Below are 19,788 nucleotides of genomic sequence, written 5' to 3' on the forward strand. Positions count from 1 at the left end.
TGAGATAAAAATATTGATTTTCAATCACTTTCATCGTGTTTTATGCACTGCAAGTAAGTGCATGTTTTTGCTAGTAAATAGCCATATGATTGCGATGAATCATTTCCAGTGAACGTGCTTCACCCAAAACCTGGTGCACTTTATCTGAGGCCAAACCTTTAACAACTTCAGCCGAACGTGAACTAAAGTTGACCCGTCCTACTGCAATACGATGGCCTTGCCAATCCACACATTCCACAACATCACCACGATCAAAGTGACCTTCTACCGCTTTCACGCCCACAGGCAACAAGCTGCGGTGATTTTCCTTGATGGCTTTTACCGCACCATCATCAATCACCAGACGGCCAGCGGTTTGTAAATGTGCAGCCAGCCATTGCTGACGCGCCGTAATACGGTCATCATCGGTAATGAATAAGGTTCCCAGCATTTCACCCGCCATCAGACGAGATAACACCCGGTCGCTATCCCCACTGGCAATCAGCGTCGGACAGCCTGATTTTGCTGCCAGACGTGCAGCACGGACTTTGGTCAGCATACCGCCACGACCAAATTTGCCGCCGCCACCCGCCATATCAAACAGGCTTTCATCCATTGCACGAACCGTATGGAACAGTTTGGCATCGGGATTTGAGCGTGGGTCAGAATCAAACATACCTTCCTGATCTGTCAAAATAATCAGCAAGTCTGCATGTACCTGACCAGCCACCATCGCCGCCAAAGTATCGTTATCACCAAAGCGGATTTCTTCGGTAGAAACGGTGTCATTTTCATTGATCACCGGAATCACGCGCCAGTCAATCAGGTTCTGCAAGGCATCACATGAATTGAGATAACGACGGCGATCTGCCAGGTCATCATGGGTCAATAACACTTGTGCAGTTTGAATCTCGTGCTTTTCCAGTACACTTGACCATGTCTGGATCAGGCCCATTTGTCCGATTGCAGCACAGGCCTGAAGACTGGGTAGATCGGTGGGTCGACTCTCAAGTTTCATCCGAACCATCCCTTCAGCCACAGCACCTGAAGACACCAAAATAATTTCGTGTCCAGCATTGTATAAATCTGCAATCTGTCCCGCCCAATGCGAGATCGCATCCAGATCTAGTCCCTGCCCATTTGCTGTGAGTAAAGATGATCCGATTTTCACAACGATTCGTTTACAACCCTTGAGCTGACGTTGCCCATCTACCACTTCTATCATCTTGTCCTCAGACTTTTTTCTACAGAATTAGCGTACGTAGTACACTTCTACATCATCATCGCCATCTTCATCATCTTCGTCATCCAGCGCACCGGCAAGACGTTGCTGACGACGCATCTCACGATACGCTTCTTTGGCAGCGATGGTTTGTTCACGTGTTTCAGCCTCCAGCTGGTCACGGAATGCTTTCATCTCTGCTGCATATTCCGGATCTTCAACTTCGCGTTCGCGCTGCTCTTCGATCTGATCCATCAGGTAGTAGACGACCTCTTTGGTTCCTTCAGCCGTCAAGCCTGAGGTCTTAAAGACCGGACCTTCCCATTGCAATTCTTCCAGAATGTGATTACACCACTCTTCACGTGACTCTGCTGGAAGCTGATCAACCTTGTTCAACACCAGAACAATCTGCAATTTTGACAATGTCGGGGAGAATTTTTGCAGCTCGTTCATAATCGCACGGGCATTATAAGCAGGGTCGGAACCGTCAATTGGCTGGACATCCACAATGTGCAGTAAGATACGGGTACGTGCCAAATGTTTCAGGAAGCGAATCCCCAAGCCTGCACCTTCGGAAGCTCCTTCGATCAGCCCCGGAATGTCTGCCATTACAAATGAACGGTAACGATCTGCATCAACCACGCCCAGATTTGGCACCATAGTCGTAAACGGATAGTCTGCCACTTTTGGTTTGGCTGCCGAGACTGCACGGATAAACGTCGACTTGCCGGCATTTGGCATACCCAGCAAGCCCACATCTGCGAGTACTTTCAGCTCGAGACGGATTTCGCGGAATTCACCTTTGACACCATGCGTACATTTACGCGGAGAACGGTTGGTCGATGATTTGAAGTGTGTATTCCCCAAACCGCCCTGACCACCTTGAGCCACTAGAACCTTTTGACCATTTTCAACCAGGTCACCAATAATATCGCCCGATTCAGAATCGACGATAGTTGTTCCTACTGGAACTTTTAATACGACTGATTCGCCACCACGACCAGCACAGTTTGCGCCAGCACCGTTTTTACCACGTTCAGCGCGAAATTTACGGGTATAACGATAATCTACAAGGGTACTGGTGTTGTCATCAGCTTCAATATAAATGCTGCCGCCACGACCACCATCACCACCATCCGGACCACCAAATGGTACAAATTTTTCACGGCGAAAACTGGCTACGCCATTGCCACCGTCGCCAGCCTCTACGGTAATGACTGCTTCATCAACAAAGCGCATCTTGCCAATCCTCTAAATTCTTTAAAACCGCCTATTCTGCCATATTTTAAAGAATTTCACGACTAAATTTATGTACTATTCCAACGAGAACACTTATTTCTTCAATATTTTAGTCAAGCTGGCTTAAAAGCTTTAAATCTCTGAGATTTATTCATTTAACTGCACTAGTCAACTATATGCCCTATCAATGAGCTTAGTGTTTTTAGTTATTTCTGATTTAGCCACTCTCTGCTCAGAGTGCTGTCAGTTTTACAAGAGTCCAGTGTATGTCTGCAAATGTTTCACAGGATGCCAAGCATCCTTTGTCATCACAATTTGTACTCTTGATGGAGTGCGTATATCCCTTTCAAGGATAAACAGCAGAGGCTCTATATATTTATATCAACCTAGCCGTTAAGCAATGAAAGGATTTGGGAAATCAAGCTTTATCGACGCTTGAGCACTTAAAATAAATAGTCCCTGATAAAATCAAGCCAGTCACGATATTATGAATCGCTTGATCACTGAATATACCAATCTTTTCATTCCAACTCTGGCAAAACAATTTAAAACCTATGGGCTAATACGCGATTTATTATCTAAAATTTCCGGTAAACTTCGCTCTACCCAGCCAATCAGATAATTCACTTTTTCAGCCGCCTGCGAACCTAATATGGTTAGCTGATATTCTACTTTCGGCGGTACCACCGGATAGACGGTTCTTAAAATAAAACCATCCTGCTCCAACATTTTTAAAGTTTGCGCCAGCATCTTTTCACTGATTCCTTCAATGCGCTGCTTTAATTCACTAAAGCGATGTACTTCCTCACTTAAGCAACGCAAGACCAGCACTGACCACTTGTTGGTAAGATGCTCCAAGATCCCTCGTGACGGACAATCTACAGATAATACTTGACCAAGCAATTTACTGGTTTCATAAGTCGCCATAAAGCCCTTCCCTTTAATCAAAATTCTTACTTTTTGTTATGTACTTACATTAAGTAAGTTATCAAAACAGGATTGAAGCCACAAGTTTATTTTTCCCCAAAATTAATCACTTTAATACAGAGGCTTTTAAGGGTGAATCTGCTTCAGGGGCAACTGCATGTGCATCTCCAAATTGGCTTTGGTATTTCGTTCGATATTCCGCATGGTGGCATGAAAGGTGGTGATTTTACGCATAGTCATCGGGTCATTCATTTCAAGCTGAGGTTTAAAATCATGTTTTACCCGTAAATGTAAGGACTCATCAAAGCCTAAAAATACGGGCCCATCAAACAGGATTCTGATGGGAATCCGATAATTTTGTTTCAGCTGAAATGGTAGATCCAGACGAATCGGCACATCCATTTTTAAAGGAAAGGTCGGCAACAACTTGTTTTGGTAGATCAGATTGGTGGAGGTTTCAAGTGACATTATCTGATCGACTTTAATCGTGGTTTTATAATCGACATTTACCGAAACTGGTACTACAACGGCAAACTGCAAATTTGCCCGATATTTACCTTGTAAAGGTAAATCGAGTCCACGGTTAATTTTAATCTCTGTGTCCAGCTTTCCTTGAGCATGGGTCTGTAAATGATTTCCAATTGAAATTTTAGTGGGCAATGCGTCTGGTAATCTGACTGAAGCATGCTGTGCCTTGATATGCATGCTGGCCTGTATATTCAGATAGAACCAGAACAGCACGGCAATACAGCAAGTCGTAATTACAAACAGAATCGCCCATATACGAATAGAAATAGGCATACTTTTCCCTCCTATTCATCGGCTGTATGAATTGCTGAGGGCGTCGGTGTTCGCTTGAGCTTCAAGCTATCCAAAGCAATTTCCAACTCACCTTGCTGAATCGTAATTGGCAAGGTGTTTTGTACATCTACACTCGCTTGTAATGCAGTTTGAATAGGTACATTCAGATGTCCCTGAATTGGAATACTGGTTTTTAATGTAGTATTAAGTGGAATATTCAGATTTTCTTTTAATACCGTTTTTACAGGTGCATCAAATTTCAAATGCACTTTTTGCTCCAGTGGAACCTTCAGTTGCAGGGGAACGTCCAGATCAATCGGAATCGTGCCTTTGAGCGGCAAGCTAATATCCTTTCCTAAGACATTTACCTTAACCCGGGTATCAATCGGGATATTTTGCTTTACCTTTAATACCTCATTAACTGGAATAACCGTTTTAATCGGCACATAATTATCAAAGTACACACGTGGGGTCAGTGTTTGGGTTAAAGGAATATTGAGATTTTCTTGAATAGGAATTTCAGCATTTACATTTCCCTGAACATCCACATTCAAGGCATCATGAATTTTAACCTCAGCCTGCAAAGGCTCTTTCAAATCAATACTTACTTGCTGATCTTGTAATGGAATATAAATCTTAAAATACTGAAACACCCAAATGCCAATTAAGAGTCCACACAAGGTCGCAAAAAAAATTAAAGTAATGGCAGCAATTATATATTTAGATCGCAAAAGGCTATCCTTATCCTCTTGGTTAACACTTTATTGTGAACACAAATATTTTATGTTTTGCTATTTTTTGTATAGGATTTTTAACCCGAATCGCGGCTAAGAAATTAACAGGAAAAATAAAAAGACTAGAGCTAGCTGCTGAGTTCCCCCCAACCTTAAACGCTAGTGCTGAGCTTTAATAGGACCGAATTATTATTCTGTCTAGTAAAAGTTCAATGGGCTGGTTTTATGGCTATAAGTTATCTCTTGCGATGAATCGATTGGGTGAAAACGCCTGTTCTGCTTTATCGAATGGGCATATTACCGACATAAAAAGGGTTGAGCAATTGGTAGAAGGTTTAACTATAAAGCTTTATGCAGTTCGTGGCTATATCAGCTAACAACTCAAAAGCAGGTTAATAGATCAAGGAATTGATTTAATTATCTACCGTCGAAAGAACAGACAGGCTGTTCAACTCAGTACCTCAGATAAACATCACTTAAAATAACCCTATAAAATAGAAACGCTATTCAGCTTGTTGCAAGACCCATCCAATTTAGTGACGAGTAAAGCACCTAGCCTTCATGAGGCTATCAGTAGAATTTATGCGTAAGCGTCCGCTGAACCCCATGCCTATTTTTTAATTTGAGTTGGATTTCCAGCGATGTGGCAGTAATTCTTCTATTTGGGTCGCTTTATGCGTCGGCAGCCTTTTCAGCACATCACTTAAATAGGCATACGGATCCAGCCCATTCAGCTTTGCTGACTGGATTAACGTCATGATGTTTGCCGCTCGCTGACCACTGCGCAGCGAACCTGCAAACAGCCAGTTCTTGCGCCCCAACGCCCAGGGACGCATCTGATTCTCGACCCAATTATTGCAAATAGGTAGATTGCCATCATCCAGATAGCGGCTTAAAGCTGGCCAACGCTTCAGAGTGTAATTGATGGCCTTGGCGGTAGGTGAACTCGATGGCACTGTCAGATGATGTTGGTTGAGCCATTCATATAGTTGTTGCATCACTGGTTGACTATGCTGTTGTCGGTATTCGCGGCGGTCTTCCGCTGTACCATCGGTCTTTTTCCTGAGTTCTGCTTCTATGGCATACAGTTTCTGAATCAGCACTAATGCCTGTTCAGCGACCTGACTTTTTTTGGTCACATGCAGTTCATGGAATTTACGACGCGCATGCGCCATGCAGCCCACCTCAATGACCTGGCCTGATTTAAAGCGTGCTTTATAACCGCTGTAATCATCACAGACCAGATGGCCCTGCCAGTCTTTCAGGAACGCTTCAGCATGCTGACCTGAACGACTATCCTGAAAGTCATAGATCACGGCTTGAACTGGATTGTACTGTGTAGTGGCATAGGCCCAGACATAACCTTTCTTCGGTTTTTTATCATTCTCACCCATCCGCATGATGGTGACCGGTGTTTCATCTGCATGCAGCACCTGCTGTTGTAGTACCACCTGTTTTAAGGCATTGGCCAGAGGTTCCAGTTCCACACCGCAGCGACCAATCCAGTCAGATAAAGTGGATCTGGACAGATCAATGCCAGCCCGCTGATAGATCAGACGTTGACGGTACAGCGGTAAATGATCGGCATACTTCGATACCAGCACATGGCTGAGCAGTTCAGGACTGGCAATACCTTTATCAATCACATAGGCGGGCATCGCTTGCTGAGTCAGGGTGTCGCACTGATCACAGACCCATTTGCCACGTACATGCTGTTCCTTATAGAACTGTGCCGGTCTGAAATGCAGTTTTTCACTGATATCTTCGCCGATACGACGTAACTGGCAGCCACAACTGCATTGGGTTGATGCAGGTTCATGCTCAATACGGATGGTGTGTAGATGATCTGGCAGCAGTCGACGTTTAGGTTTGTTGACTGTGGCTTTCTGTGTCGCTGCATGGGTTTTATCTGCATTTAATCGTTCTAATTCCAGATCAACGGCTGCGATATCTTCTTCGACCGCCTCATCCCACAGATGGATTTGTTTTGCGGTGAGATGTTCGTTTTTACTGCCGAATTTATGCTGTTTAAACAGCGCCAGTTCATGCTCGTATTTTTGATTGAGAATAGAAAGATGCTGAACTTTAGAATCTAATTGCTGATTGGTGACTTCAAGATGTTGAACTTTGGCATCTAATTGTTGATTTGATACTTCCAGATGTTGAACTTGAGCATCTAATTGTTGTTTATCTTCTGCGAGTTGTTGATGCTGCATCGCCAACTGCCGGGTGAATTCCAGCAGTTGTTCATGGGTCAGTTGGCTTAAATCTGGCAGCGTATTCATGACCGCAGTATGCCTGAGGTCATGAGAAGAATGAAATAGAACGTTTGGAGGATGGCAGAATAGCCGAGCTTGGTTTAGAGCATCGTGACCACCTGCTGTCGTCCAATGCGCTGCCAAGGCAAACCCGGGATTAATGCCTGTAACTGTTCCGGGTTGAGAGCTACGCTTTCACCCTGGTGAACTTTAGCCCAGTGGAATTTTCCCTGTTCCAAACGCCTGGCACACAGCCAGATGCCCAGTCCATCATGTACCAGCACTTTCATACGATGGCCACGTTTATTACAGAACAGGTAGGCGCAATGCGGTTTGATTGAGCCAAAGGCTTTCATAATCTGCGCCATGACCGTATCCATCCCTGCTCGCATATCCAGAGGTTGGGTGGAGAGCCAGATTTCATCAATGCGGATCATGTTGCCAGTGCCTTGAGTAATTCTGCCAAGGCAGGTATTTCTGATGTCTGCCATTTTAGCTGAATATCATTATTCGTATGAGGCACGGTGATACACAACGTGATCCTCTCATCAATAGGTTGGCTGATTGCAGCAGTGTAAGGCAAAGCAATAAATGCTGGATTCACATGAGTAGGATCCTGCACGGCACCATCATGATGGCTGAAGATCCTGATCCAACGACTGACAAGGTTGGCATTAATACTATGTTGCAGTGCGACCGAAGCGATCGAGGTATTAGGATTTTTACAGGCATTGACAATACTGAGTTTGAATTCTTTGCTGTACGTTCTGCGTTTTTTAGCAACAGGAGGTGTTGCTGAATATATATCCATGTTCATGGATTAAGTCCCCACTTGTTTTTAGGTGGGAACTAAATTAAGGCTTATAGGATGAATTCAGAAGGTGTGTTCAGCGGACGCTTACATTTATGCATGGTTATGCGCATATCAATGAATTCATCGCAATAAGCCAATAATTCAGGTTATGGAATCATTGGCTTAAGCCGGATTCGGGTTTCTTTACAATAAATTTTGATTATTTATAACAAAGCGAATCTATATATTGCTTGCTCCAGGCGGGCCAGCATTTTTCCAACGTTTTTTCAAAGTTTACATTGTCTATTTGCCACTGCGGATTTTTATCTTTATCAATGATCAGTGCACGTACACCCTCGATGAAATCGCCCTGCTCTAACCAGATATCTTGTAAATCCCGTTCTAACTGCATACATTTTTCCAGCGACAGATTCTGACCGGTCTGCTGTAATTTCAGACTGACTTGTTTTGCCATCCGCGGACGTTGCTGCAAGAGATCCAGCATTTTCTTGGCCCAGTCCTGATCAAGGGCATCGCTTGTATGAGCCAGACTATGTTCAATTTCCTCCAGACGCGGATAAGAAAAATGTTTGTTAATCAGTCCAACACGTTTTTGCAACTCGCTTTCTACCGGATGGGTGATAAACGCACTGATGATTTTACGGATTTCCACCGGATTTAAAATAGGCGCAGCGCTCAATGCCGCTTCTAGTTTAGCAAAATTTTCACTCGGCACATGATAATCGACCAGATCCAGATATAACGCATCGCTACTGCTGATCTGTTCACCAGTCAGTGCCATATAAACGCCAACTTCATCCAGTCGGGACAGGAAATGGGTGGCTCCCACATCCGGGAAAAAGCCAATCGCAGTTTCTGGCATGGCAAAGCGTGATTTTTCACTGGTCACTTTAATATGACACGCCTGCGCCAGTCCAAATCCTCCACCCAGAACATAACCGTCCATCATCACGATGACGGCCTTTGGAAAATTGCGCAGTGTGCTCAGCATCGTATATTCTGTGGCAAAAAAATCCTGATATTGGGTATTGCCTGCCTGATAGCTGTCATACAGATAGCGGATGTCTCCTCCGGCACAGAATGCCTTGGGACTGTTAGAATTGATCAGAACCGCTTGCACCTCTGGATCATGGCGCCACTGATCTAATTGTGACTGAATACCTTGAATCATCTGTAGGGTTAAGGCATTTAAATGGCTAGTGCGGTCCAGGCTGATGATACCCAGAACTCCCTGTACGCTAATCACTAAGTTATTTTCAGCACTCATTATTTTTTTCCTATTCTTTTTTTATTGATGGGTAAATTTGGCTGGGCGTTTTTCAACAAAGGCCTGCATACCTTCTTTCTGATCAGAACCAGCAAAAATAGAATAAAATACCCGTCGTTCAAAGCGTAGACCTTCGGCCAGACTGACTTCAAAAGCCCGATTAATCGATTCTTTAATCATCATCACTGCAGGCAAAGATTTTTCGGCAATTTTTTCTGCCGCTTGCAGCGTCTGTTCCAACAATTCTTCTTTGGCAAAGACACGTGCCACCAGACCACTTTGCTCGGCTTCTTGTGCGCCCATGTGACGTGCGGTCAGGCACATTTCCATGGCTTTGGCTTTACCAATGGCCAGGGTCAAACGCTGCGTTCCGCCAATGCCGGGCAATACCCCTAAAGTGACTTCAGGTAAACCAAATTTTGCATTATCAGCACAGTAAATAAAATCGCACATTAAGGCCAATTCACAACCACCGCCCAAGGCATAGCCACTTACCGCAGCAATTAAAGGCTTACGGCGCTGGGCAATCCGGTCGGCCAGACTGAAAAAATCATCCAGATAAATTTGTGGAAAATTTAAATCCGCCATTTCTTTAATATCGGCACCGGCAGCAAAGGCTTTTTCCGAACCGGCAATCACAATACAGCCAATCTTTGGGTCTTTTTCCAGCTGATCCAGTGCCTGATTGACTTCAACAATCAACTGGTTGTTCAGTGCATTTAAGGCTTGCGGACGGTTTAAAGTAATCAGTCCGACACCATTACGTTGTTCGAGTAAAATCGTTTGCCATTGCATGATAAAAATCCCTTTAAAATTATAAACTGCGTGCAATTACCAGGCGCTGAATATCGCTGGTGCCTTCATAAATCTGACAAATCCGTGCATCGCGATAAATTCGTTCAATCGGAAAGTCTTTCAGATAACCATAGCCGCCAAAAATCTGTAATGCTTTGGAACAGACACGTTCTGCCATTTCCGAAGCAAAGAGCTTGGCCATAGAGGCTTCGGTTAAACAGCTTTCACCGGCTTCCTTTTTACGTGCAGCAAAATGCACCAGTTGACGTGCCGCTTCAATTTCGGTGGCCATGCTGGCCAGCCTGAATGCAATCGCCTGCTGCTCAAAGATTGGCTTGCCAAAGGCCATACGATCATGGGCATAAACAGTGGCTTCTTCTAAAGCAGCACGCGCCAAGCCAACCGCCTGTGCCGCAATGCCGATCCGTCCACCTTCCAGATTGGCAAGGGCAATTTTCAGACCTTCACCTTCTGCACCCAGTCTTAGGCTTTCATGAATGCGGACATCGGTTAAAGCAATCTGACAGGTATCCGAAGCATGTAGACCGAGTTTTTCTTCGACCCGAATCACTTCATAACCGGGCGTATCACGTGGGATTAAAAATGCACTCATGCCCTTTTTACCCGCGTCTGGGTCGGTCACGGCAAAGACAATAATCATCCCGGCATTATGGCCTGAGGTAATAAACTGTTTGGCACCATTGATAATATAGTGATCGCCGTCCTTGACCGCCCGGGTTTTAATCGCTGCCGCATCCGAACCGGTATGCGGTTCGGTCAGGGCGAAGGCACCAATCATTTCCCCTTGAGCCAACGGTTTTAAAAACTGCTGCTTTTGCTGTTCCGTCCCAAACTTCAGAATCGGCACACAACCCACCGAGTTATGTACGCTCATGATGGCGGAGGTTGCACCATCTGCCGCAGCTACTTCTTCGAGGGCCAGCACATAAGCCAGCGTGCCCGTACCTGAACCGCCCCACTCTTCTGGAATCAGCATGCCTAAAAAACCCAGCTCACCCATTTGAGACAAGGTCTGTTTAGGAAAGATGCCTTTTTGATCCCACTCGCTGGCAAAAGGTTTAATCTGTTCCTGGGCGAAGCTTTTGGCCATATCCTGAATCAGTTGTTGCTCTTCCGTAAATTGCATTGATGCTTCCTTCAATCTCTTTATTCAATATTTTTATTCAATCTGCGGGCTTGGGCTGATTTATGCGGTTTTCACCTGCTGCTTGTTGATTTCCTGATTACGCAGTAAGAAACGCTGAATCTTGCCACTCGGGGTTTTGGGCAATTCTGTGACAAATTCAATCAGGCGTGGATAAGCATGGGCAGACAAACGCTTTTTCACAAACTGGCCCAGTTCCTCTTCCAGATGAGGTGAGGCTGTAAAGTTATTCGCCAGAATTACAAAGGCTTTAATCACTTCAGTACGTTCAGGATCAGGCACGCCAATGACGGCGGCTTCAATCACGGCATCGTGTTCCAGCAAGGCACTTTCCACATCAAATGGTCCCACGCGGTAGCCTGAGGTGGTAATGACATCATCACTACGCCCCACAAAACTCATACTGCCATCGGCATGAATTTCCGCGGTATCCGCAGTTAAATAGTAATGTCCGACAAAGGGCGATTTGCGACTTTCTTCATAACCCGAGAACCACATCATTGGGGACTGACTGATATCCACTGCCAGGATGCCCGGAACATCAATCGCTAGTTCCTGACCTTGTTCATCGATGACTGCAATCCGATAACCCGGACTGGCAAAGCCTGCCGAACCTGAACGGACCGGATGTTGTAGTGCATGATGATTGCACACCACCATCCCGACTTCAGTCTGGCCATAATGGTCATAAATTGCTACATCCAGTACTTCTTTAAACCAGCGGATCACTTCCGGGTTTAAGGGTTCTCCAGCACTACTGACCACGCGCAACTTGCCGCGCAGCTGCGCCATCTGAGCCGGATCAGCAGCCATCATCATGCGGTAAGCGGTCGGCGCACCGGCCAGATTGGTAATGCCATACTCCTTGACAATGTCGCAGACACTTTCGGCATTGAAACCACCTTCATAAAACAGAGTCGAGTGCCCGAGCAGTAAAGGCCCGGTAATGGCATAGTACAAGCCATAAGCCCAGCCCGGATCAGCAATATTCCAAAAAGCATCATCTTCGGTTAGACCGATGGCATTGTGCATATAGCCAGCAAAAGCAATCAGGGCTTTTAGCGGCACTTTTAGAGGCTTGGCCGGTCCAGTGGTTCCAGAGGTAAACATCAACAAAAATGGCTCATCGATACTGAGCATTTCCAGTTCACAACCTTCAGCCTGACGGTTTAACACTGTCCAAAAACTGAGGTCTCGCGGATAGGTTTCGGCCTGCGTTTCGGCATGTACAGTGACGATCGTAGGACAAGCACTAAGATCGGAGAGTTTCTCCCGATTCGCCAGATCAGTCACGACCAGCTTGCTTTGCGCCAGCTGAATACGGTGTTCGATGGCTTTAGGACCAAAGGCAGTAAATAAAGGTTGATACACTGCACCAATCCGCCAGGTCGCTAGAATGGTAATAATTAGCTCTGGAGTCCGCGGTAACAATCCGGAAACGCGGTCTCCTTTGCCAATGCCTTGAGACTTCAAAAAATTGGCAAACTGGCTGGAATATTTCTTAAGCTCGCGAAAGCTATACTGTTCTTTGCGGCCATCTTTACCGTACCAGTGCAAGGCAATGGCATCGGAGTCGGCATGGCGGTCGCAACATTCATAACAGGCGTTCAGTGCCTGCATCGAACCGGATAAATACTGTTTTGCCACTGTATCTAAATCAAAATTTTCAATCGTTTTTTGATAATCTAACATGTTCAACCTCAGCCTGAATTTATCGTTATTACTGACAAGGTACTGTTAATGAAGCGAATCCTTGCTTCATCTGGATATTTTAAGTGTTAAGCAGGTGGCGTAGTGTATTGATGCATGATGCTGGAAAAGTCCAGATGCGCATCCCCTTCCTGACACAATTGCTGATAGAGTTTTTGTACCATGCTGCCAAGTACAACTGGTTGATCCACCTGCTGCGCTGCATCGACGGCCAAGCCCAAATCTTTAAGCATGAGCTGTGCTGCGAAACCATCGGTATAACCCCGTGATGACGGCGCATTGGCACAGATATCCGGCCAGGGATTATAGATTTCAGAACTCCAGCAACGTCCGGTTGAGCTATTGATTACCCCGGCCAGTGCTTGAGGATCAATGCCCAGTTTGGCACCAAGCGCCATGCCTTCCGCAACGGCGGTCATGGAAATACCCAGAATCAGGTTATTACAGATTTTTGCCACCTGTCCTGTTCCTACAGCGCCACAATGCACCAGATTTTTACCCATACTGCTGAGGACTGGTTTTACGGCCTCAAAGGTGGCATCGTCTGCACCCACCATAAAGGTCAGAGTGCCATCTTTGGCCCCCAAAGTCCCGCCAGAGACTGGTGCATCACACACACAAACCTGTTTGGCCTGCGCCATCGTGGCAATCTCCTGAATAGTTTGCGGGTCAATGGTGCTGCTGTCGATACACAGGCTGCCGGCTTGGAGTACTTCCAGAATACCGTGTTCACCGAGATAGACTTCACGCACATGCTTGGCTGCCGGCAGCATGCTGACCACAATATCCGCCTGTTTTGCGGCAGCTTGTGGACTGTCACAAACTATACCGCCCGCTTCGGCAAAATGCTGTAAAGCCATGGTACTTAAGTCATAACCAAAAACCTGATGTCCCGATTTGAGCAGATTCTGCGCCATCGAGCCGCCCATGTTGCCCAAACCAATAAATGCAATCTTCATGCGGATGCTCCTTAGCGCAGGCTGATGGTGGTATTGACACCCGTGGTTTCCTGATCATCTTCAAACCAGCGACTAGTAATGGTTTTGGTCTGGGTATAGAACTGTACTGCCTGCTTGCCATAAGGACCCAAATCACCCAGCTTTGAACCGCGTGAACCGGTAAAGCTGAAGAACGGTACAGGGACAGGAATTGGAATGTTGATGCCGACCTGACCAATATCAATCTGGTTCTGGAAGATGCGCGCGGTATTGCCATTTTGGGTAAACAGTCCAACGCCGTTACCGAATGGATTAGCATTAATCAGCTCAATCGCTTGTTCTAAAGTGTCGACATGCATGATCGCCAGCACCGGACCAAACACTTCTTCCTGATAAATGCGCATATCGGTCGTGACCTGATTAAAAATCGTTGGTCCAACAAAGTTGCCCTGCTCATAGCCCGGAACCTGAACATCACGACCATCGAGCAGCAGTTCAGCGCCTTGTTCAATGCCACTGTTAATCAGATCAATCACGCGGGCTTTGGCACGGGTCGAAATCACCGGTCCAACATCGGTATTGGGTTCATGCCCGGCATTGACTTTCAAGGTTTTGGTTTTATTGACCAGTTCATCAACCCAGTGCTTGGTCTCGCCGACCATCACTGCCACGGAAAGTGCCATACAACGCTGGCCTGCTGCACCAAAAGCGGCACCGACCAAAGCATTTAAAGTCTGTTCTTTATGGGCATCTGGCATCACCACCACATGGTTTTTCGCGCCCATCATCGACTGCACACGTTTGCCATGCTGGCCTGCGAGGTTATAGACGTGGGTGCCGACTGCGGTCGAACCGACAAAGGAAATGGCCTTGATGTCAGAATGGGTACAGAGCAAATCGACCACTTCTTTACCACCATGCACCACGTTGAGCACACCTGCTGGCACGCCAGCCTGAATCGCCAGTTCAACCAGCATCATGGTTGACAGTGGATCCTGTTCCGAAGGCTTTAAAACAAAGGTGTTGCCGCAGACAATCGCCATCGGGAACATCCACAGCGGAATCATTGCCGGAAAGTTAAAGGGGGTAATTCCGGCACAGACCCCCAGTGGCTGTTGCAAGGTATAGGTATCAACACCACGTGCCACGCCTTCTATGTATTCACCCATTTGTAGGGAACCGACTGAACAGGCATGTTCAACCACTTCTAAACCACGCTGGATATCACCTTCGGCATCTGCTAATGTTTTGCCCTGTTCAGCGGTCAAAACCTGTGCGATACTTTTTAAGTTGGTACGAATCAGATCTTGTAGTTTCAGCATGATACGCATACGTGTCTGAATCGGGGTCTGGCGCCAGCTGGCAAAGGCATTTTGCGCCGCCGCAATTGCAGCATTGACTTCTTCAGTCGTGGCAAAAGGCACCTGACCCAAGACTTCCTGAGTTGCAGGATTAACAATATCTTGCCAATGGCTGGTTTTTGATTCGACAAATTCACCATTAATCAGGAGTTTTGCGGTGGTGAATCCGGTACGTTGCTGGGGGTGATGAATAGCGTTCATGGTCGCTCCGTGCTGGTTTTGTTATTGTCGTTGTATCTGCCTTTACTGGCTTTTTTTTAACGTATTTTTTTACGCTGTGTCAGCAGACTAACAAAGAACACTTTGACCACCAATAGAAATTGATGCACGATGATTGTGCAAATATGCACAGGATTTAACAGGATGTTAAAGAGAAGATGAAAGTAGATTGGGATCATTTACGCTTTTTTTTGGTTTTGGCACGTGCTAAAACGCTCACCAACGCAGCCCGCTTGATTGGAGTTGAACACAGCACCGTGGCACGGCGGATTCAGGCGCTGGAAAATACCCTCGGTACACAACTGTTTAAACGTGAAGCAACAGGTTATGAGCTGACTTTGGAAGGTTTGGCACTAGTACCGCGTGTGGAACAGATGGAACAGTCCTTTATCCAGATTGACAAGCGCCATGATCCCTTGCAAGGTCGGGTTCGTATCGGCGCGCCGGAAGGCTTCGGCACAGCATTTCTGGCGGGCCTGTTGGCTGAGTTTTCCCAGCATTATCCGCTATTGACCATTGACCTGATTCCGGTGCCGAAAACCATTAAACTCTCGCATCGTGAAGCGGATATCGTTATTTCCATCGACCGGCCTAAATCCGGGCCGTATATCATTACCCGGTTGTCCAATTACTGTCTAAAGCTGTATGGCAGTAAACGTTATTTACAACAAAATCCGCCAATTCAAAAACTGGAAGATCTGAAACAGCAACGTTTTGTCAATTATATTGATGATCTGGTTTATAGCGCGGCGCTGTATTCACTGGAACGCCTGCCCTTGCAAGTCAGCGCCTGTTTTCGCAGTAACAGTATTCTGGCACAGGAGATTGCAGTTCGGGCCGGTGCCGGATTGGCCATTTTGCCGAGATTTCTTGTACATGATAAAAGTGAACTGGAAGAAGTTCTAGGCGATCAGCTGAGTTTTACCCATACTTTCTGGATGCTCACCCTGGTCGATTTACAACATGAGCCGAGAATTAAATTAGTGTGGGATTTTTTGCGTAAACAGGCCGATGTTCAGCAAGAACTGCTAATGGGCAGATAAATCACTATTTGTATAGATTTCAATAATATCTAGACACAGCAAATGAACGGATCACCAGAATTATAGCCAAATCCTAAAGACTATAGAACAATAAAGGTATGGGATACTCAAAAAGTTAACATGTTAAGCAGTCTAAAATGCCCCCTATATGAGCTAAGGGAGTCGGTTTTTAAATGCTATTAGGGGATTATTTTTACACTGCCGTGGCTTTATTGCACGAACTTATCCCAAAGGCTTATTCAGCAATAACTCTCAAATGAATAAGTCTAGACCTAAAATCTATCGTACAACAAATTGATCTTCCTATAACCGAACCTTAATTATATAAAAGACAAAAACATATTAATATTTATTGCAGTTAGCTATTAAAGAAAGCAGCAATCGCCTACATCTAATTACCGATTGTACTGACTTGAAATCTTTAAGTGACAGCAAGTAAAAACGTAAGAAACATTAACCTTCATATCGATGATAGCGGCTTAGGCTAAATATGGGTATAGAGGCTGAAACACTGCAAATATGTACAGTTCCGCTCATAATGAACAAGATTAGTGATTCACTAGTACTCGATGATTTACCTGATCAAATTTTACTGGATGAGCGGATTAATTCTGTCTATATAGATGGAGCTTATGACACGAAACATTGCAGAAAAGTCTTTTCAGATCGACAAGCACATGCGGTAATTCTATCTTTAAAGCCTTTATGCTCTAAAGCCAATTAAAAATAATATTGATTTAAGCTGCTTACATAGTACTTACATGAATTCTAAAAACAAAAAACCACTTAGGGTTAATGCATCTAAGTGGTTGTTTTATATGGTGGGCCCAGACAGACTTGAACTGTCGACCAACGGATTATGAGTCCGTTCATGCTCAATCAAAATATCAACAAGATATTAAAATAAAATATATATTATCATGTACTTATAAATTATACAAAGTTTACTATTCACTCTTTTTGTAGATTGATATATATTAATTTTGCTTACTACTTGCTTACCAGACGCTTACTAGAATGAAGTTAACAAAACCTGCTATTGATAGAATTGATTGCTCGGACAAAACTAAACCAACTTTTTTTTGGGATGAGAGAACACCTGGATTCGGTGTTAAAGTTACACCTAAAAATAATAAAAGCTACATTTTCCAAGGCCGTATTGGTCTTCAAAACCGTCGTATCAAAATTGGTGACGTTGATGTATGGAAATTAGATGACGCTCGTAAGTATGCACAAGAATTGGCGATTATGTGCCACAAAGGGATTGACCCATTAATCGAGCGTAAGAAAGCTTTAGCTAATAATAAAGAACTGCTAAAGCAAGAAAAGCGCAAAACTATTAAATTTAAAGATGTATGGTCTGAATATTTAAAAGCAAGACAACCTAATTGGCGACCAAGAAGCTATCAGGATCATATCGAATTATCTAGAGGTGGTTACGATCCTGAAAAAAATAGTGTTTATGCTAATCAACCCATTTTTCAACTGTTTGAGTACAAACTTTCTGAATTAACTGCAGATGTATTATGCGATTGGCTTGATCACAATGACTTCCGTCCAACAACATCAGCTAAAGCATACAGACTTACACGAGCTTTCCTGAATTGGTGTGAGGAACACGAGGATTATGAAAACTTAGTGCCTCCAAAATCATACAACTCAAAAAAAGTTAAAGATAAAGTCCCTTCCCCAAAAGCCAAGAATGATTGTTTGATGAAACAGCATCTAAAACCATGGTTTGAAGAGGTAAATAAGTTAACTAATAGAAAAATAGCGATTTTTTTGATATGTAGTTTAATCACTGGTTGCAGAAAGAATGAGCTACTTTCATTAAAATGGACAGATGTCGATTTTCGGTGGAAAACAGCGAAAGTCAGAGATAAAATTGAAGATGAGGGTCGCCTAATTCCTCTGACTACATATGTTGAAAGCCTATTATTAGAACTAAAGAAAAATTCTGATTCTAAATTCATATTTAGCAGTAAGGACGCTGAATGTGGTCATATTGTTAATCCTTATGATAGCTTAGAGAAAATATGTAAAAAACTAAATATTGAACTTACACCCCATGGATTGAGAAGGTCGTATAAAACATTAGCTATATGGGCAAAAATCAATGAAGGATCTTTAGCACAGATATCAGGTCATAAACCAAGCGCATTAGTTGAAAGGCACTACATCGTACGGCCTATGGATATGCTACGAGAGACACTACAAGAATATGAGGATTGGATTTTACAACAAGTACGAAATGGCATTAATTTAAATACCCGGAAAAACTGAATCATTTATCCAGTTGGTTTCTGAAGCTGTACTTGAAGGATTTAAACCATATCAAGTTGTTTTAGGAATTTAAATTTCCTATTCAATAACTTAGGGGGAAATTTAAACTTTAATTCTTAGTTTAGATCTATAATATCATTAGATATATTGAGTTAATAGATGCAATACAGATAAGAAAAATAGGTGGTGTTTCAAAAAGTATGCTGAAAAAAACAATATGGCTTTTGATAAAATAGAGGTATGAAAATAACGCTACAAATCAAATGTCCTACCTGTCTAAGTAACAATATAAAGAGAAATGGCATCAAAGTAGATGGGAAACAAAACCATCAGTGCAAAGATTGCAAACGTCAGTTTATTGGTGATCATGCATTAAGCTATCAAGGGTGTAACTCAGGTATTACCGGCAAGATATTACATTTAATGGTCAGAGGAAGCGGTGTAAGAGATATTGCTGAAGTCGAGCGTATCAGCATTGGCAAGGTATTACGAACCTTAAGTGAATCGATCTATCAGATTCAGCCTAAACAAAGCCACTACGAATGTCTTGAAGTCGATGAACTTTGGACTTTTGTAGGGAATAAGAAAAATAAACAATGGCTTATTTATGCCTACCATCGAGAATCTGGAGAAATTGTTGCTTATGTTTGGGTAAGCGGGATTTAGTAACGGTTCAACGTCTTAAAGCTAGACTTAAAAAGCTTGGGGTTCAATATGCTCGAATTGCGAGTGATCACTGGGATAGTTTTATCACAGCATTTCAATGTTGCAAGCAAGTGATCGGTAAGTTTTTTACCGTCGGTATTGAAGGTAACAATTGTAGAATTCGTCATCGAATCAGGCGTGGATTTAGGAGAAGTTGCAACTTTTCTAAAAAGCTCGAAAATCATTTCAAAGCCTTTGATTTGACTTTCTTTTACCTTAATAACGGATTTGTTTAACGCCAGCATACTTTTTGAAACACCACCTAATTTTTTAAAACCACATTCCTTAAATATACCTTTTAAGTATTTAAAGATACCAAAAAAAGACT

Annotated in this window: 17 protein-coding genes and 3 pseudogenes; 6 read left to right on the forward strand and 14 right to left on the reverse strand. The window is 44.0% G+C overall.

Features of this window, described 5'->3' with window-relative positions; genetic code table 11:
* Positions 1 to 70: 70 nt before the first annotated feature.
* The 5 genes from proB to E5Y90_RS08730 form a co-directional block, all read right to left on the reverse strand.
* The gene (gene proB, locus E5Y90_RS08710) at positions 71 to 1,204 is read right to left on the reverse strand and encodes a glutamate 5-kinase (RefSeq protein ID WP_174659999.1); all 1,134 of its coding nucleotides are present in this window, start codon (positions 1,202 to 1,204) and stop codon (positions 71 to 73) included.
* A gap of 27 nt (positions 1,205 to 1,231) precedes the next feature.
* Positions 1,232 to 2,440, reverse strand: a complete 1,209-nt coding sequence (gene cgtA / locus E5Y90_RS08715) for an Obg family GTPase CgtA (RefSeq protein ID WP_151205405.1) — start codon at positions 2,438 to 2,440, stop codon at positions 1,232 to 1,234.
* A 552-nt stretch (positions 2,441 to 2,992) separates the two neighbouring features.
* Positions 2,993 to 3,367, reverse strand: a complete 375-nt coding sequence (locus E5Y90_RS08720; RefSeq protein ID WP_174660000.1) for a winged helix-turn-helix transcriptional regulator — start codon at positions 3,365 to 3,367, stop codon at positions 2,993 to 2,995.
* 126 nt (positions 3,368 to 3,493) lie between these two features.
* Positions 3,494 to 4,168 (reverse strand): hypothetical protein, encoded by a 675-nt coding sequence (locus E5Y90_RS08725; protein ID WP_174660001.1) that lies wholly within the window; start codon positions 4,166 to 4,168, stop codon positions 3,494 to 3,496.
* Between the two features lie 11 nt (positions 4,169 to 4,179).
* Entirely contained in the window at positions 4,180 to 4,899 is a 720-nt protein-coding gene (locus E5Y90_RS08730; RefSeq protein WP_151206062.1) for an MFS transporter, read from the reverse strand.
* A gap of 206 nt (positions 4,900 to 5,105) precedes the next feature.
* Here E5Y90_RS08730 and E5Y90_RS08735 point away from each other — a divergent pair.
* Positions 5,106 to 5,489 (forward strand): annotated as a pseudogene (locus tag E5Y90_RS08735) (transposase); the annotation flags it as partial.
* A gap of 30 nt (positions 5,490 to 5,519) precedes the next feature.
* Here the strand turns inward: E5Y90_RS08735 and tnpC are convergent.
* From tnpC to E5Y90_RS08780, 9 genes are all read right to left on the reverse strand, one after another.
* Positions 5,520 to 7,187 carry an IS66 family transposase gene (gene tnpC / locus E5Y90_RS08740; RefSeq protein ID WP_174660002.1) on the reverse strand — a complete coding sequence of 556 codons (1,668 nt, stop codon included), beginning with the start codon at positions 7,185 to 7,187 and terminating at the stop codon, positions 5,520 to 5,522.
* 74 nt (positions 7,188 to 7,261) lie between these two features.
* On the reverse strand, positions 7,262 to 7,597 hold the full coding sequence (tnpB, locus tag E5Y90_RS08745) for an IS66 family insertion sequence element accessory protein TnpB (RefSeq protein ID WP_174659632.1): 336 nt from the start codon (positions 7,595 to 7,597) through the stop codon (positions 7,262 to 7,264).
* A complete protein-coding gene (locus tag E5Y90_RS08750) occupies positions 7,594 to 7,977 on the reverse strand; it encodes a transposase (RefSeq protein WP_019836977.1) in 384 nt (127 codons plus the stop codon). Before E5Y90_RS08750 ends, tnpB begins: the two co-directional genes overlap by 4 nt.
* A 196-nt stretch (positions 7,978 to 8,173) precedes the next feature.
* Positions 8,174 to 9,241: an enoyl-CoA hydratase/isomerase family protein gene (locus E5Y90_RS08755; protein ID WP_174660003.1), complete on the reverse strand. Its 1,068-nt coding sequence runs from the start codon at positions 9,239 to 9,241 to the stop codon at positions 8,174 to 8,176.
* 21 nt (positions 9,242 to 9,262) lie between these two features.
* Positions 9,263 to 10,036: an enoyl-CoA hydratase gene (locus E5Y90_RS08760; RefSeq protein WP_174660004.1), complete on the reverse strand. Its 774-nt coding sequence runs from the start codon at positions 10,034 to 10,036 to the stop codon at positions 9,263 to 9,265.
* Between the two features lie 19 nt (positions 10,037 to 10,055).
* Positions 10,056 to 11,183 (reverse strand): acyl-CoA dehydrogenase family protein, encoded by a 1,128-nt coding sequence (locus E5Y90_RS08765; protein ID WP_174660005.1) that lies wholly within the window; start codon positions 11,181 to 11,183, stop codon positions 10,056 to 10,058.
* A gap of 60 nt (positions 11,184 to 11,243) precedes the next feature.
* Positions 11,244 to 12,893, reverse strand: a complete 1,650-nt coding sequence (locus tag E5Y90_RS08770; RefSeq protein WP_174660006.1) for an AMP-binding protein — start codon at positions 12,891 to 12,893, stop codon at positions 11,244 to 11,246.
* An 86-nt stretch (positions 12,894 to 12,979) separates the two neighbouring features.
* Positions 12,980 to 13,870, reverse strand: coding sequence for a 3-hydroxyisobutyrate dehydrogenase (gene mmsB, locus E5Y90_RS08775; RefSeq protein WP_174660007.1), 891 nt, complete (start codon positions 13,868 to 13,870; stop codon positions 12,980 to 12,982).
* A gap of 11 nt (positions 13,871 to 13,881) precedes the next feature.
* Complete coding sequence (locus E5Y90_RS08780) at positions 13,882 to 15,411, reverse strand: CoA-acylating methylmalonate-semialdehyde dehydrogenase (RefSeq protein WP_174660008.1); 1,530 nt, start codon at positions 15,409 to 15,411, stop codon at positions 13,882 to 13,884.
* A 176-nt stretch (positions 15,412 to 15,587) separates the two neighbouring features.
* Between E5Y90_RS08780 and E5Y90_RS08785 the strand changes: the two genes are divergently transcribed.
* The 5 genes and pseudogenes from E5Y90_RS08785 (at position 15,588) to E5Y90_RS08800 (ending at position 19,696) form a co-directional block, all read left to right on the forward strand.
* Positions 15,588 to 16,472 carry a LysR family transcriptional regulator gene (locus E5Y90_RS08785; RefSeq protein ID WP_151206051.1) on the forward strand — a complete coding sequence of 295 codons (885 nt, stop codon included), beginning with the start codon at positions 15,588 to 15,590 and terminating at the stop codon, positions 16,470 to 16,472.
* A gap of 481 nt (positions 16,473 to 16,953) precedes the next feature.
* Positions 16,954 to 17,160: pseudogene (locus E5Y90_RS17690) on the forward strand (IS5/IS1182 family transposase); the annotation flags it as partial.
* Between the two features lie 329 nt (positions 17,161 to 17,489).
* On the forward strand, positions 17,490 to 18,755 hold the full coding sequence (locus E5Y90_RS08790; protein ID WP_168397073.1) for a tyrosine-type recombinase/integrase: 1,266 nt from the start codon (positions 17,490 to 17,492) through the stop codon (positions 18,753 to 18,755).
* Positions 18,745 to 18,828 (forward strand): annotated as a pseudogene (locus E5Y90_RS08795) (Fic family protein); the annotation flags it as partial. The gene E5Y90_RS08790 and the pseudogene E5Y90_RS08795, both read left to right, overlap by 11 nt.
* 167 nt (positions 18,829 to 18,995) lie before the next feature.
* Positions 18,996 to 19,696 (forward strand): IS1 family transposase gene (locus E5Y90_RS08800; RefSeq protein ID WP_416377163.1). Its coding sequence is split into 2 segments (ribosomal slippage): positions 18,996 to 19,407 and positions 19,407 to 19,696, totalling 702 coding nucleotides; the frame shifts between segments, so codons are not numbered across the junction.
* Positions 19,697 to 19,788 lie beyond the last annotated feature (92 nt).

Source organism: Acinetobacter sp. 10FS3-1 (assembly GCF_013343215.1).
Lineage (GTDB): Bacteria > Pseudomonadota > Gammaproteobacteria > Pseudomonadales > Moraxellaceae > Acinetobacter > Acinetobacter lwoffii_C.